At 67.7% G+C, this 14407-nt stretch carries 15 protein-coding genes; 13 read left to right on the forward strand and 2 right to left on the reverse strand.

All coding sequences use genetic code 11. The features are described from left to right. Positions 1-90: 90 nt before the first annotated feature. The 13 genes from AC4D16_RS14835 to dnaB all read left to right on the forward strand — a co-directional run bounded on the left by AC4D16_RS14835 (position 91) and on the right by dnaB (position 12711). On the forward strand, positions 91-1281 hold the full coding sequence (locus AC4D16_RS14835) for an MFS transporter (RefSeq protein ID WP_490955613.1): 1191 nt from the start codon (positions 91-93) through the stop codon (positions 1279-1281). A 32-nt stretch (positions 1282-1313) separates the two neighbouring features. Then, positions 1314-2360: an ATP-binding cassette domain-containing protein gene (locus tag AC4D16_RS14840; protein ID WP_490949982.1), complete on the forward strand. Its 1047-nt coding sequence runs from the start codon at positions 1314-1316 to the stop codon at positions 2358-2360. An 86-nt stretch (positions 2361-2446) separates the two neighbouring features. Continuing rightward, positions 2447-3232 (forward strand): ABC transporter permease, encoded by a 786-nt coding sequence (locus AC4D16_RS14845; protein WP_490950134.1) that lies wholly within the window; start codon positions 2447-2449, stop codon positions 3230-3232. 180 nt (positions 3233-3412) lie between these two features. Beyond that, the gene (locus AC4D16_RS14850) at positions 3413-4378 is read left to right on the forward strand and encodes an ABC transporter ATP-binding protein (protein WP_490955540.1); all 966 of its coding nucleotides are present in this window, start codon (positions 3413-3415) and stop codon (positions 4376-4378) included. Between the two features lie 2 nt (positions 4379-4380). Continuing rightward, positions 4381-5268 carry an ABC transporter permease gene (locus AC4D16_RS14855; protein WP_490955541.1) on the forward strand — a complete coding sequence of 296 codons (888 nt, stop codon included), beginning with the start codon at positions 4381-4383 and terminating at the stop codon, positions 5266-5268. Positions 5269-5292: 24 nt separating this feature from the next. Then, positions 5293-6672: a sensor histidine kinase gene (locus AC4D16_RS14860; protein ID WP_490955542.1), complete on the forward strand. Its 1380-nt coding sequence runs from the start codon at positions 5293-5295 to the stop codon at positions 6670-6672. Next, positions 6578-7282, forward strand: a complete 705-nt coding sequence (locus AC4D16_RS14865; protein WP_490955543.1) for a response regulator — start codon at positions 6578-6580, stop codon at positions 7280-7282. The genes AC4D16_RS14860 and AC4D16_RS14865 overlap by 95 nt, the downstream gene beginning before the upstream one ends. A 156-nt stretch (positions 7283-7438) precedes the next feature. Next, positions 7439-8719, forward strand: coding sequence for a M18 family aminopeptidase (locus AC4D16_RS14870; protein WP_490955544.1), 1281 nt, complete (start codon positions 7439-7441; stop codon positions 8717-8719). 207 nt (positions 8720-8926) lie between these two features. After that, on the forward strand, positions 8927-9232 hold the full coding sequence (gene rpsF, locus AC4D16_RS14875; RefSeq protein ID WP_043442549.1) for a 30S ribosomal protein S6: 306 nt from the start codon (positions 8927-8929) through the stop codon (positions 9230-9232). Positions 9233-9310: 78 nt separating this feature from the next. Beyond that, complete coding sequence (locus AC4D16_RS14880) at positions 9311-9886, forward strand: single-stranded DNA-binding protein (protein WP_490955545.1); 576 nt, start codon at positions 9311-9313, stop codon at positions 9884-9886. A 114-nt stretch (positions 9887-10000) separates the two neighbouring features. Further along, a complete protein-coding gene (gene rpsR / locus AC4D16_RS14885; protein WP_005273147.1) occupies positions 10001-10240 on the forward strand; it encodes a 30S ribosomal protein S18 in 240 nt (79 codons plus the stop codon). Between the two features lie 15 nt (positions 10241-10255). Continuing rightward, positions 10256-10705: a 50S ribosomal protein L9 gene (gene rplI, locus AC4D16_RS14890; RefSeq protein ID WP_490949989.1), complete on the forward strand. Its 450-nt coding sequence runs from the start codon at positions 10256-10258 to the stop codon at positions 10703-10705. Between the two features lie 629 nt (positions 10706-11334). Then, a complete protein-coding gene (gene dnaB / locus AC4D16_RS14895; RefSeq protein ID WP_490949990.1) occupies positions 11335-12711 on the forward strand; it encodes a replicative DNA helicase in 1377 nt (458 codons plus the stop codon). Here dnaB and AC4D16_RS14900 read toward each other — a convergent pair. Both AC4D16_RS14900 and AC4D16_RS14905 read right to left on the reverse strand, forming a co-directional pair. Next, positions 12708-13130, reverse strand: coding sequence for a MarR family winged helix-turn-helix transcriptional regulator (locus AC4D16_RS14900; protein ID WP_490949991.1), 423 nt, complete (start codon positions 13128-13130; stop codon positions 12708-12710). The genes dnaB and AC4D16_RS14900 overlap by 4 nt on opposite strands. Before the next feature lie 202 nt (positions 13131-13332). After that, positions 13333-14226 carry a DUF2382 domain-containing protein gene (locus AC4D16_RS14905; RefSeq protein ID WP_490955546.1) on the reverse strand — a complete coding sequence of 298 codons (894 nt, stop codon included), beginning with the start codon at positions 14224-14226 and terminating at the stop codon, positions 13333-13335. Between the last annotated feature and the right edge of the window lie 181 nt (positions 14227-14407).

The following is a 14407-nucleotide window of genomic DNA, read 5'->3' on the forward strand; positions in this document are numbered from 1 at the left end:
AGTGTGTGGAGAGCCCCGCGACCGGCCGATTGTGGTGCCTGCCCGCAGCCGCCTACCGTTGGACCAGTGACCTCCTCCGTCCGCGCGGCCATGCTCGCCACCTACACCATCTTCGGCCTCAACGGACTCGTCTTCGCGAGCTGGGCGGCCCGCATCCCCGCGGCGTCGGCCACGCTCGGGCTCGGACCGGGACAGATGGGTGCCCTCCTGCTCGTCGGCGCGATCGGTTCCGTCCTCTCGCTGCCGCTCGCGGGTCTCCTCTCGTCACGGGTCGGTACGGCGAACACGGTCCGCATCGGCGGAACGGCCGCAGCGATCGCGGCGAGCGCCGTCGCCGTCGGGCTCGTCACGACTTCTGTGCCCGTCGTGGCCGTCGGGCTGTTCCTGTTCGGCTGCGGGATCGCCCTGTGGGACGTGGGACAGAACATCGAGGGGGCCGACGTCGAACGCCTCGTCGGCCGCACCATCATGCCGCGCTTCCACGCCGCCTTCAGTGGCGGCGCGTTCATCGGTGCGCTCGTGGGCGCCGGCCTCTCCGCGCTCGACGTCGGACTGCCCGCCCATCTCGCAGCGGTCGCGGCGCTCAGCCTCGCCGTCTCCCTCTGGACACCGCGTCATTTCCTCCCCGAGGCGGGCGCAATGCACGACGACGGCGCCTCCTCCGCGGCGCGCGGCAAGGGGTTCGGTGCCTGGGGTGAGCCGCGCACGCTGCTCATCGGTCTGGTGGTCCTCGGGGCGGCTCTCACCGAGGGCGCCGCGAACGACTGGGTGGCGAAAGCCAGTGTGGACGGACTCGGGACGAGCGAGAGCACGGGCGCGATCATGTTCGCCGTCTTCGTGGCCGCCATGACGGCCCTGCGTTTCTTCGGTGGCGGAGTCATCGACAGATTCGGCCGCGTCCGTGTGCTGCAGGCGAGCCTCGGATCCTCGCTCGTGGGGCTGGTGATCTTCGTCGCGGCACCCAATGTGCCGCTCGCCGCCGTCGGAGCCGTCCTGTGGGGCGCCGGCGCGGCACTCGGGTTCCCCATGGGGATGTCCGCAGCGGCCGACGAACCGGAGCGTGCGGCGGCCCGCGTGTCAGTCGTCTCGACCATCGGCTACACGGCGTTCCTCGCGGGTCCGCCGCTCATCGGATTCCTCGGTGATGTCGTCGGTATCCGCACCGCACTGCTGGCCGTGGGCGTCGCCGTCCTCGCCTCGTTCCTCGTGGCTCCTGCCGCACGCGAAAGGAGCGCGGAGGACGTCGGGGCATTGCGGACAGGTTCTGACCGACAGGTCTAGGTGGAGCGCGCTAGCGGTTCTACCCTGACTGCATGGCGATCATCGAAGCAAAAGGCCTCACCAAGACCTATTCGTCGAAGAGCGGACCCGTCCACGCTCTCGACGGCATGAACCTCTCCGTCCCGCAGGGCACGGTCAAGGCCCTCCTGGGCCCCAACGGCGCGGGGAAGACCACCGTGGTCAAGATCCTGACCACCCTCATCCAGCCCACTGCGGGCACCGCGCACATCGACGGCATCGACGTCCTCCGGGATCCGCAGGCAGCGCGACGGATCATCGGCGTCTCAGGCCAGTACGCCGCGGTCGACGAGAACCTCACGGGGTTCGAGAACCTCGAGATGGTGGGCAGGCTCTACCACCTCGGAGCGCGCGAGTCGCGCCGCCGGGCCACCGAGCTCATCGACCAGTTCGAGCTGACCGAAGCGGGCAACCGCCCGGTCAAGGGCTTCTCCGGCGGCATGCGGCGCCGGATCGACCTCGCGGGAGCCCTGGTGATCAACCCCAAGATCCTCTTCCTCGATGAGCCGACCACCGGCCTCGACCCGCGGAGCCGCCTCTCGCTGTGGGGCATCATCAAGGACCTCGTGAAGGACGGCACCACGCTGCTCCTCACCACCCAGTACCTCGAGGAAGCCGATCAGCTCTCCGACGACATCGTGGTGATCGACGGCGGCAAGGCCATCGCCGAGGGAACGGCGGACGAGCTGAAGGCGCAGATCGGCGGCCACCGCGTGGTCGTCTCGCTGGTGGATGCCTCCGACGCCGGCACCGCGAGGGAGATCCTCGGGCGGCACGGTGCGGGCGTTCCGTCGGTGGGCGACGACGGACGCAGCATCGAGGTCGCCGTCGAGGACGGACCGCGGGCACTGCAGTACGTCCTGTCCGAACTGGGGGCGAGCGGCGTCAGCCTGCACGACGCCGGCATGCGGCGGCCCAGCCTTGACGACGTCTTCCTCAAGCTCACCGGACGGCGTGCCGACAACGCCGACGACGACGGCTCCGCTGATGCCGACGGCGGCACGGGCAAGGGTTCATCCAAGAAGGACAAGTCAGCACACAAGAGGGAGACAGCAGCATGAGCGTCCTGACGCGCGAGGACCGGCAGCCCGAGCACCAGCGCCCGGGCGAGCGATCCGTCACACCGAACCAGCAGTCCGACGTGTCCATGTGGTTCTCGGACGGGTGGACCGTCACCAAGCGGAACCTGACCAAGCTGAAGCGCTCGCCGGACATGTTGGTGTTCGCGATCCTCCAGCCCATCATGTTCGTGCTGTTGTTCAGCCAGATCTACGGCGGCTCCATCGCGGTGGAGGGCAGCGACTACACGCAGTACCTGATGGCGGGCATCTTCGCCCAGACGGTGATCTTCGGTTCCACGTTCTCAGGCTCCGCGATGGCGCAGGATCTGAAGGACGGCATCATCGACCGGTTCCGGACCCTGCCCATGAGTTCCTCGGCGGTGCTGATCGGCAGGACCAACAGCGACCTCGTGCTCAACACCCTGTCCGTGGTGATCATGATGCTCACGGGTCTGGTGGTCGGCTGGCGCATCAACACGTCGCCGCTCGAGGCGCTGGCCGGCGTGGGACTGCTGCTGCTGTTCTCATACGCGTTCAGCTGGGTCATGGCGCTGCTCGGCATGTCGGTGAAGTCCCCGGAGGTCATCAACAACGCGTCCTTCATGATCCTGTTCCCGCTGACGTTCATCTCCAACGCCTTCGTGCAACCGCAGAACCTGCCCGCTGCCCTCGAGACGTTCGCGAACTACAACCCGGTCTCCTGGTTCGTCCAGGCGGTGCGCGAGCTGTTCGGCAACACCGGCAGCGTGCCGGTCCCCGAGGTATGGCCCATGGAGAACGCGCTGGTGACAATCCTGATCGGGATCGTCGTGATGCTCGTGATCTTCGTGCCGCTCTGCATCAGGAAGTTCGCGTCCATCAGCAGCCGCTGACCGCGTCACCGGCGTCACCGGCGTCGCAGACGGTGCTGCCGTCGTCGTCCGAAAGGGGTACGGCGCTGCAGGAAGGGATCATCCCTGGGGCCGGTGACCGGCGCCGGCCCCGGGCCTACTGTGGAACACGAGCCCGGAACAGCGGGCTCACCAACGTTCCGACAGCAGAAGGGTGCAGCGATGATCGAGGCACAGGGACTGACCAAGCGGTACGGCTCGAAGTCCGCCGTCGATGCCGTGTCCTTCACGGTGCAGCCCGGTAAGGTCACCGGGTTCCTCGGCCCGAACGGTGCCGGCAAGTCGACCACCATGCGCATGATCATGGGCCTCGACAACCCGAGCGGTGGCCGCGTCACGGTCAACGGCCGGCCCTACGCCCAGCACAAGGCGCCGCTGCGCGAGGTCGGCGCCCTGCTCGACGCGAAGGCCGTCCACACCAAGCGGTCCGCCTACAACCACCTGCGCGCCATGGCTGCCACGCACGGCATCCCGAACAGCCGCGTCAAGGAGGTCATCGAGCTCACCGGGCTCGGACCGGTGGCGAAGAAGCGCGTGGGCGGTTTCTCGCTCGGAATGGGCCAGCGCCTCGGTATCGCGGCGGCGCTGCTCGGCGATCCGCACACCGTGATCCTCGACGAACCCGTCAACGGGCTAGACCCCGAGGGCGTGCAGTGGGTTCGGCGACTGGCCAAGGGCCTCGCCTCCGAGGGGCGCACCGTCTTCCTCTCCTCGCACCTCATGTCGGAGATGGCCTTGACTGCGGACCACCTGATCGTCATCGGCCGCGGCCGCATCATCGCGGACGCCCCGATCCAGTCGATCATCGACGGACAGGGGAAGGCGCGCGTGAGGGTCCGTACCGACCGGCCGCAGGACCTTCTCGGGCGTCTCGCCGGCGAGGGCGTCAGCTCGCAGGTCCTCGAGCCGGAACTCGTCGAGGTCACCGGCCTGGATGCTCGCCGCATTGCGGAGATCGCCCTGCGCGAACGGATCCTCGTGTACGAACTCACGCCCTTCCAGGTGTCCCTCGAGGACGCCTACATGCAACTCACCCAGTCCGAGGTGGAGTACCAGTCCCACAACCTGCCCATCACGCCGGACACCCCGGCCGAGCAGCAGGTCCCCGCTTCGATGGAAGGGCGCTGATCATGGCCACGTCAACCTCACAGGCTCCCGCCACCCAGCGGCCCCGACAGCATCGCGAGACCGGACCCGGCGTCAACTTCGGGCGGGTGCTGAAGTCCGAGTGGATCAAGGTCACCACCGTCCCGTCGACGGTGATCCTGCTCGTGTGCACCGTCGTCGTGATGATCGGCCTGGCCGCGCTCGTGGCCTGGGGTGTCACGGTGCAGGCCCAGGCCATGGCCGATCCGAACGTGCCGGCCGAGTTCCAGCCGCCCGCCGAAGGGCCCGGCAGCCTGAGCGCCAGCGCGTTGACGACACCCTCGTCAGGACTGGTCTTCGGCCAGCTGCTGATCGCCGCCCTGGCGGTGGTGCTCATCGCGTCCGAGTGGACCACCGGCATGATCCGCTCCACCATGGTCGCGGTGCCGAAGCGCATCCCGGCGCTCCTGGCCAAGACCGTGATCATCGCCCTCATCGCCTTCGTCGTCGGACTCGGCAGTGCACTGGTGTCCTATCTGGTGGCGCAACCGATCCTGCAGTCCGAGGATCTCGGGTTCGCCCTGACCGACGACGGAGTGCTCGCCAGCGTGATCAACACGGGCACCTTCCTGGCGCTCGTGGCCGTCATCGCGATGTCCATCGGCACCCTCGTGCGGAACACGGCGGGCGGGGTGGTGACCGCGGTGGGAATCTTCTTCGTCCTCCCGATCATCGTCCAGCTCCTCTCCGGGCTCGCCGACTGGATCCCCGACGCAGCCCGCTTCCTCCCGGCGGACGCCGGCACGCAGCTGGTGGCGATCACCATCGAAGGTGACAACCTCACGCAGCTCGAGGGCGGCCTCGTGATGGGCGGGTGGGCTCTCGTGCTCCTCGTGATCGCCCTCGTCGTCACCAAGAAGCGGGACATCTAGGACCACCAGCCATGACGACGACGCATGGATGACAAGCCCTCGCTGAAGGGGACCGCGGAACGAACGGCCGCGGTCTCCTTCACCGAGCTCAACGCCCGACGGCTCGGTCCCGTCCGGCGTTTCTTCCGTCGGTACCCGCGCTGGATGGATCTCGTGGTCATCCTCGCGTTCCTGGCCCTCACGTTCCCCAACGCGCTGATCCTGGTGGTCGACGAGTCGAACTGGATCGGCGTCGCAGGCATGGTGGTCGCCTCCGCCGCGCTCGCCTTCCGGCGCGACCGCCCGCTCCTGGTGCTCGCCGCCGTCGCGCTCCTCGACATCCCCGTCAGCCTCCTGACCGGGGGGATCGGGAGCAGCGGGATTGCCACGATGTTCGCGCTCTATGCCGTCGCCGTCGCCCACCCGCTGCGGCCTGCGCTGGTCGCGGCGGTCATCGCGACCGTGCTCTCCGTCGGGTCGCTGTTCCTCATGCCCCTCGAGACGTACGGCGAACCGCCCGGGGTGATCTGGCTCCTGAGCGGTTTCGTCGTGATGTTCCTGAGCTTCGCGGTGGGCGCCGGGGTCACCGTGCGCCGCGACCGCGAGCACGAGACCGAACTGCGCGAGTGGGCGGCGCGGAACGCGGAGCTCGCGTCTGCGGCCGAGAGGAACCGGATCGCGCGCGAGATGCACGACGTCGTCGCGCACTCCCTCACCGTGATGGTGGCGCTCTCGGACGGCGCCGGAGTGGTCATGAAACGGGACCCCCAGCGGGCCGTGACGGTACTCGAGGAGCTTTCCCGGACGGGGCGGACGGCCATTGCGGACATGCGGCGCGTGCTCGGCGTGCTGAGAGCCGAGGCAGCCAGCGAATCACTCGCCCCGCTGCCGGCGTCAAGCTCTCTCGCGGGCCTGCTCGACGGATTCCGCGCCGCGGGCCTGCCCCTCCGGGTGACGGCGAGCGGCCCCGGGCTCCCGGATGACCCCGCGTTCCAGTTGACGGTGTACCGGATCCTGCAGGAGTCGCTGACCAATGTGCTGCGCTACGCGAAGGGCGTGACGGTGGTGGACGTCTCGATCGCCAGGACCGGGGAGGTCGTCTCGCTGCGGGTGACGGACGACGGCGCGGGCGCCATGGGGCCCGTGGTGTCCCTCGGCTCCGGCCAGGGCATCGCCGGCATGCGGGAGCGGGCGGCCATCTACGCGGGGAAGGTCGACTACGGCAGGCGATCCATCGGCGGCTGGTTCGTGGACGTGCAGTTGAGCGTGCCCGGGCCTTCCGGGGAGAGTGCCGCAGGTCAGGATCATCATCAGGGGAGAGAACACGGGCATGGAGAACGACGACACCACCGGACGCATCAGGATCCTGCTGGCGGACGACCAGCCGCTGCTGAGGATGGGCTTCCGGCTCATCCTCGAGGGTGAGCCGGACTTCGAGATCGTCGGCGAGGCCTCCAGCGGGACCGAGGCGGTGCGGCTCGCGACCGACCTCTCGCCCGACGTGGTGCTGATGGACGTGCGGATGCCCCAGGGTGACGGGATCGAGGCCACGCGCATGATCACCACCTCGGGCTCCATCGCGCGGATCATCATCCTGACCACCTTCGACCTCGACGAGTACGCCTTCGCCGGTCTGCAGGCGGGTGCCTCGGCGTTCCTGTTGAAGGACGTGGCGCCCGTGGACCTCGTGCACGCCGTGCGGGTGGTCGCGAGCGGGGACGCCGTCGTCGCCCCTCGCGTCACGCAGCGGCTCCTGGAGACCTATGTGCGCTCCCTTCCCCACGCACCCACCGCGGCGACGGCGCCGGACCAGCGGCTGGCGGACCTGACGCCGCGGGAGCGCGAGGTGCTGGAGGCGATCGCGGAGGGGTTGTCCAACGCGGAGCTCGCGGCGAGGTTCTTCCTCTCCGAAGCCACCATCAAGACGCACGTCCGCCGCATCCTCACGAAACTCGACCTGCGCGACCGCGTGCAGGCCGTCGTCTATGCGTACGAGAACGGGATCGTGGTGCCCGGACCGGCCGGGGCCCACTGACCGGCCGGGTGACCCGACCGCGCAACGGGACGCGCTGCCGATGGGACGCCCGAGCCCCGCGTGGGGACGCGGGACCGATCAGGTGACCGGGCGGAAACCGGGCGGAAGAAGAGATCCGGGCCGAACCGGTGTGGTGGCTTCTGGTTGAATCGGGGCATGAGCACCTCCACGCACATCCAGGACCTCGGCGCCTACGTCCAGGCGTCGCCGTCGAGCTTCCACGCCGTGGCCGAGGCCGGTCACCGCCTCCGGGGCGCCGGCTTCCGGCAGCTGCAGGAACACGAGGCCTGGGAGGGAGGCGCCGGCCGCTGGTTCGTGCTCCGCGACGGCGCCCTCATCGCCTGGGTGGTCCCGGAGACCGCCGAGGCAACCACCGGCTTCCACATCCTCGGAGCACACACGGACTCGCCCTCCTTCAAGCTCAAGCCGAGGCCGACCACGGGCCGGTACGGCTGGTTGCAGGCAGGCGTCGAGGTCTACGGAGGCCCGCTGCTCAACTCGTGGCTGGACCGCGAACTCGCCCTGGCCGGCCGCCTCACCCTGCGGGACGGTACGGAGCACCTCGTGGCGACCGGTCCGCTGCTGAGGTTCCCGCAGCTCGCCATCCACCTCGATCGGTCCGTGAACGACGGCCTCGCCCTCGACAAGCAGCGGCACATGAACCCGGTGTGGGGGTTGGGGGAGCCCGCGGACGCCGACCTCCTCCGGCTCCTTGCCGCCGAGGCGGGAGTGGCCCCCGGGGACATCGGAGGGTTCGACGTCGTCGTGGCCGACACCCAGGCACCGCGCGTCTTCGGCGCGCAGGGCGAGTTCTTCGCCTCCGGGCGCCTCGACAACCTCTCCTCCGTGCATGCAGGGCTGGTCGCGCTGATCGAATCGGCTGAGTCCCCCCGGCCCGGCGCCCCGATCGCGGTGCTCGCGGCCTTCGATCACGAGGAGGTCGGCAGCGGTTCACGGTCGGGTGCGAGCGGCCCGTTCCTCGAGGACATGCTGCTGCGGATCTCCCTCGGGCTCGGCGCGGGGACCGAGGAACGCCTCCGGGCACTGGCGGCGTCGTTCTGTGTGTCCGCCGACGCCGGGCACGCCGTGCACCCCAACTACGCGGAGCGGCACGACCCGGCGAACCTGCCGGTCCTCAACGGGGGCCCGCTGCTGAAGATCAATGCCAACCAGCGGTACACCACGGACGCGCCGGGCGCAGCCGCCTGGGCGGAGCTCTGCCGTGCCAGCGGGGTGCCCTACCAGGAGTTCGTGTCCAACAACTTGATGCCCTGTGGTTCGACGATCGGCCCGCTGACCGCCACGAGGCTCGGCATCCGCACGGTGGACGTGGGCACGCCGCTGCTCTCGATGCATTCGGCGCGCGAGCTGTGCGGCGTGGAGGACCCCGGGTACCTGGCCACGGTCGCCGCCGCCTTCCTCCGCGGGGGCCGCTGAGCCGCCTCGGCACCCGGCCGGGAGCTCCTCCGGGGCGTTCGTCCACAGGAGTTCGCGCGCCGTGCTTCGTCCGGTAACATTGATCCGTCCGCGCCTCAGCCGGTCCGCGTACCATTTCGCGGGCGGCGGCCGGACACGATCAACGCTGAAGAACCTCCTGTTGCGGAAAGACCGCGACCGCTCAGCCCAGAGGAGGTGGGTTCACACATGCGTGCTTATGAACTGATGGTAATCATCGACCCCGATGTCGAGGAGCGCTCCATCGACCCGACACTCGAGAAGTTCCTCAATGTCGTCCGCAACGGCGGCGGCACTGTGGACAAGGTGGACATCTGGGGACGTCGGCGCCTCGCCTACGAGATCCAGAAGAAGACCGAGGGCATCTACGCCGTCGTCAACTTCACCGCGACCCCGGCCGTGGCTTCCGAGCTCGACCGCCAGCTGAGCCTCAACGAGACGATCATGCGCACCAAGATCATCCGTCCCGAGGAGCAGAAGGTCTCTGCCGAATAACATCGGTAGGAGCTCTCACAACTCCGCTTCATCCCGCTCCGGCGGGTAGCTATTCGAGCAGTGACCCAAGGAGGCACCATGGCAGGCGAGACAGTCATCACGGTGATCGGAAACCTCACCAACGACCCCGAGCTGCGGTTCACGCCGTCGGGATCCGCGGTGGCGAACTTCACCATCGCGTCCACTCCTCGGACCTTCGACCGCCAGAGCAACGACTGGAAGGACGGCGAAACGCTGTTCCTCCGTGCGTCGGTCTGGCGTGAGGCGGCCGAGAACGTGGCCGAGACGCTCACCAAGGGCACCCGTGTGGTCGCCCAGGGCCGACTCAAGTCACGCTCGTTCGACACCAAGGAAGGCGAGAAGCGCACCGTCATGGAGCTCGAGGTGGACGAGATCGGTCCATCCCTGCGCTACGCCTCGGCCAAGGTCTCGCGTACCCAGCGCTCCGGCGGCGGGAACGGCGGCTCGGGTGGCGGCTTCGGCGGCAACTCGGGCGGTGGCACCTCCGGCGGTAACTCCGGTGGCGGCAACTCCGGTTCGGGCTGGGGCGGCGGCCAGCAGGCCCAGCAGCCCGCAGACGATCCGTGGGGAGCTCCGGCCGGCGGTAACTCGCAGGGCTGGGGTAACGGCGCCGATTCCGAGCCGCCCTTCTAGCATTCCCGGCGGAGGAGCCCGTTCCCGGGCCTCCCCGCCACAGCCACGTCACGTGGCTTGCACGTCCCATCCCGCAGAACAGTTCTGCGGGCTCCAACGAAAAGGAGCACCACGATGGCTAAGGCTGAACTTCGTAAGCCCAAACCAAAGTCCAACCCCCTGAAGGCCGCTGACGTCACCGTCATCGACTACAAGGACGTAGCCCTGCTGCGTAAGTTCATCTCGGATCGCGGAAAGATTCGTGCCCGTCGCGTCACCGGCGTAACCGTCCAGGAGCAGCGCAAGATCGCCCAGGCAATCAAGAACGCCCGCGAAGTCGCGCTCCTGCCGTACTCCGGCGCCGGTCGCGGCTAGGGAAGGGGACACACAATGTCGAAGCTCATTCTGACCCAGGAAGTCACCGGACTCGGTGCAGCAGGCGACGTCGTCGAGGTGAAGAACGGTTACGCACGTAACTACCTTCTGCCCCGCGGCTTCGCCCTGATGTGGAGCAAGGGTGGCGAGAAGCAGGTCGATTCCATAAAGGCCGCGCGTACCGCCCGTGAGCACTCCACGCTCGAGGACGCACAGCGGCAGGCAGCTGCCCTGTCGGCGAAGCCCGTCACCCTGACCGTCAAGGCGGGTGGCTCCGGCCGCCTGTTCGGCACGGTCAAGGCCGACGACGTCGCGAAGGCCGTCGAGGCTGCCGGTCTCGGCACCATCGACAAGCGCAAGGTCGAACTGCCCGCACACATCAAGTCGGTCGGCTCGTACCAGGCGAACGTCCGTCTTCACGAGGACGTCGCAGCCGTCATCGATCTGGACGTCGTCGCGATCTAGAGCACGACCCGCTGACCAGCGGTCCAGATGTATCAGGAAGCCCCCGTTCACGCGGGGGCTTCCTGCGTTGTGTCCCCTCTCCGGGTGCATGTCGGGAACCCGATGGACGCTTGAACATATGCTCACGGGCGACTCCTGGAGCCGTGCGTCTCTCCGCACGGTATTCCAGACGCTGCATATGCGCAGGTGACGCGTGATTGTGACCTGCAGCACACCTCGCGCCCACGGATTCCGCTGCGGAGCGTCTGCTAGGGCGCCTAGCGAAGTACTTTCGCAAGGGTTGTCAACAGCGGTCCTGTGGATGGAGGGGCGTGGAAAGTAGTTGTCCTCCACAAGCTGGGTACAACGTCGTCCCTTGTCAGAGGCAGGTTTGGACCGAAAGAACTTTCTTGTCCACAGGGTTCTCCCCATCCTGTGCACAAGACACGCCGCGCAATCCACAGCTTATTCACACTTACCCACAGCCCCTGTTGGGTTGGCGCTTGGTGGGTCTGGTGGACGGGGCTACGGTGGCGGGTGACCGCCCGGAGTGACGGTGTCGGGTGATAGGCCTGTCCTGTCGGACCCGACCCGGGCGTCCGGTGGGCCCGCTCCGGCGGTCACCGATTCGACAGCAGGAAAGAGGCCCCGTGTCCCTGGCACATGCAGATTCATCAATGGACACACGAGCGTCGGAATTCTCGCGTACGCCCCCTCAGGACCTCGTGGCGGAGCAGTCCGTCCTCGGGGGCATGATGCTCTCCAAGGACGCCATCGCGGACTGTGTAGAGGTGCTGCGCGGCATCGATTTCTACCGTCCGGCCCACGAGAGCATCTACGAAGCGATCATCGACCTGTACGGCCGGGGAGAGCCTGCGGACGCGGTCACCGTCTCCGACGAGCTGACCAAACGCGGTGAGATCTCGCGCATCGGCGGCCCCGCCTACCTCCACACCCTGATCCAGTCCGTGCCGACGGCCGCGAACGCCGGTTTCTACGCGGAGATCGTGCGGGAGCGCGCGGTGCTGCGTCGCCTCGTCGATGCCGGGACGAAGATCGTGCAGTTGGGTTACTCGAACGACGGCGAGGTGGACGACCTCGTGAACGCCGCGCAGGCGGAGATCTACGCCGTCGCCGAGCGGCGCACGGCCGAGGACTACGTGCCCCTGAAGGACATCATCGAGGGCACGGTGGACGAGATCGAATCCGCCGGGCACAAGGGTGAGGGGATGACGGGCGTCCCCACTGGCTTCTACGAGCTGGACGAGCTGACCCAGGGGTTGCACGGCGGTCAGATGATCGTGATCGCCGCCCGCCCCGCCATGGGAAAGTCCACCTTCGCCCTCGACTGGGCGCGGTCGGCGGCGATCAAGCACAACATGACCACGGTCTTCTTCTCCCTCGAGATGGGGCGCAACGAGATCGCCATGAGGCTGCTCTCGGCCGAGGCGACGATCGGCCTGCAGGACCTCCGCAAGGGCACCATCAAGGACGAGCAGTGGGGGAAGATCGCCACGACGATGGGGCGCATGAACGACGCTCCGCTGTTCATCGACGACAGCCCCAACATGTCGCTCATGGAGATCCGCGCCAAGTGCCGGCGCCTGAAGCAGCGTCATGACCTGAAGCTCGTGGTGCTTGACTACCTGCAGCTGATGTCCTCGGGGAAGCGCGTGGAGTCCCGCCAGCAGGAGGTGTCCGAGTTCTCGAGGGCGCTGAAGCTCCTTGCGAAGGAACTCAACGTTCCTGTGGTGGCGCTCTCGCAGCTCAACCGTGGGTCCGAGCAGCGCACGGACAAGCGTCCGCAGGTCTCGGACCTCCGGGAGTCGGGATCGATCGAGCAGGACGCCGACATGGTGATCCTGCTGCACCGCGACGACGTGTACGACAAGGAGTCAGCGCGGGCCGGTGAGGCCGACGTCATCGTGGCCAAGCACCGTAATGGCCCCACGAAGACGTTGGTGGTCGGCTTCCAGGGCCATTACTCGCGTTTCAACAACATGGCTGCTGACGGAGGCGGCTACTAGTCCTTCTTCGGGCCCAGCTCGTTGATCACGGTCTTGAGGCGATCTCGCAGGTCCTCGGAGGCGAGGCCGTCCTCGGCCATCAGCTCGTGCTCGATGTTCTTGGCACGCTCGAGGGCCTTGATGCCGGCCGACGTGATGGAGATGCGCTGGCTGCGACGGTCCGCCGTGTTGCGCAGACGGGTCACCAGGCCGCGCTTCTCGAGGCGGTCCAGCGTACGGCCGACGGTCTGCGCCTGGACGTGGACCAGTTGAGCGAGCCTCACGCCCGTCAGGGTGCCCTCGCGTTCCAGGACACCGAGCGTGGTCAGTCCGGCATGCGTGATGCCGATGCTCAGGAGCTTCTCGTTCCATGAATGCTCGACGATGCGGGCCGCGGTGGTCAGCAGGCGGCTCGTGGACCAATCGTTCAGTTCCGGCACGATGGCTTGTCCTTCCCCTTAGATGTACGCGGTTGACGCGCTTGCCCTTTTGTTACTCTAGTCAATTTCATGGGAAATAGACAGCTAGCTTAGGATCTTCCTTGCACTGAAGGCAACGAAGATGGCGGGCGACCGACGAGCAGGGGCCCGGAGCTGCGCTCCGGGCCCCTGCCGTTTCAGCCCCTGTGACGGGTGGTGCTCGTTACAGGTTGCGATCGCGGTGCGTCTCGTCCGCTCCGTCGACCTCGATCTTCTCCTTGCGGACCTCTCCGCTGACCGTCTCGTTGGAGGTGACGGTCTCGGTGTCCAGGCGCACCCGCTCCACCGGCACGGCTTCCTTGTCCACGACGGGGCGCTCGGCGTGCAGGGTCACTTCGTGCTCCTCCTCGCTGATCGCGGGGCCGTCGTAGGCATCGCCACGGTTGGCGTCCGTGATGGGCTCGCGCTCCACGCGGACTTCCTCGCGGCTGACCGGGACGGTCTGGGTGACGTTCTCGGTGACGACGTACTTGCGCATGCGCGCCCGGCCGGCCTCGCGGCGCTCGGTGCCGACGTGAAGCTGCTCCTCGGAGCGCGTCATGGCGTCGTCCGTGGTGGGGCCGGAGGTGTCGTGACCCACGGTGCCGTGCGAGTTCGAGTGCGTGTCGGTGCGGCCGTCGGTCAGGTCGGCGTGGCGACCGGACCTGTCGATGTCGACGTCGCGGTCCGTGCCGACGTGGCCCGTTCCCATGCCGGTCGTGCCGGTCGTGCCGGTCGTGTCGGTGTGGCCGCTGGTGCCGCCGCCGATCTCGTAGTGACGGTAGAGGCGATCCTCTTCCTCGGGGCTGAGGTTGCCGTCGGAGTCGACACGCGGTGCGTCCTTGACCTGGTGCTTGGTGTAGGGAACGCGGACGTCATTGCCTGAGACGTCTGCGCCCTGCAGCGGCACGAAGGACTCGGAGGTGCCGAACAGACCCGTCTTCGCCGTGACCCAGCTGGGCTCGCCGGTCTGGTCGTCGAGGTAGACCTGGCCGATGGAGCCGATCTTCTCTCCGTCAGATCCGAGGACGTTGCCGCCGTTGCCGAGCAGGGTGTCGATGTTCTGCTGAGTGATCATGTTCTTCTCCTTCTGAGTAATCTCACTGCGAGGTTGGAACTATCCGGTTACTGGTTCGTCCGGGACCTGTGCCCCGATGAACCACCGGCCTCTAGAGTAAGCATACTTAGTACCTAATGGGAAGCCTGCTTAGGGTTTTCGTCCCGATCACCTTCGGAGCGGCTTCTGGTGCACCCCCTCG

The organism is Arthrobacter sp. TJ-236, from assembly GCF_058269235.1.